This window comes from Frateuria defendens (assembly GCF_001182895.1).
Classification (GTDB): domain Bacteria; phylum Pseudomonadota; class Gammaproteobacteria; order Xanthomonadales; family Rhodanobacteraceae; genus Frateuria_B; species Frateuria_B defendens.
This window is the reverse complement of sequence record NZ_LFQR01000219.1, coordinates 1-249: the sequence shown is the minus strand read 5'-3', so window position 1 is coordinate 249 and position 249 is coordinate 1. Positions and strand designations below refer to the sequence as shown.

Sequence of the window (249 nt, the reverse complement as noted above, 5' to 3'; positions counted from 1 at the left end):
CGCTGGCGGCGTCCGTCGCCTCGCCGGCCGCCGTACCGGCCGCGGCGCCGGCTGTCGAGGCGGGCGGCGGCATGGCCTCGGCCTCGTTGTCCATCGGCGGCATGAACAGCCGGTTGCGTCCGCTGCCGAGCGCCGCCGCCACGTCGAAGCGCTTGGCCATCTGCCCGGAGCCGGACCAGCTTGCGCCATCCAGCGCGTAGCCGTCGGGCGTGATGCGTGCATACGGCGCCTCGCCCAGCTGGTTGAGCC

1 protein-coding gene is annotated in these 249 nt (G+C 75.5%); it reads right to left on the bottom strand.

Annotation, left to right across the window (positions count from 1 at the left end):
• On the bottom strand, positions 1 to 249 hold a 249-nt coding region (locus ACH65_RS20900), incomplete at both ends, for a DUF1800 family protein (RefSeq protein ID WP_049624023.1).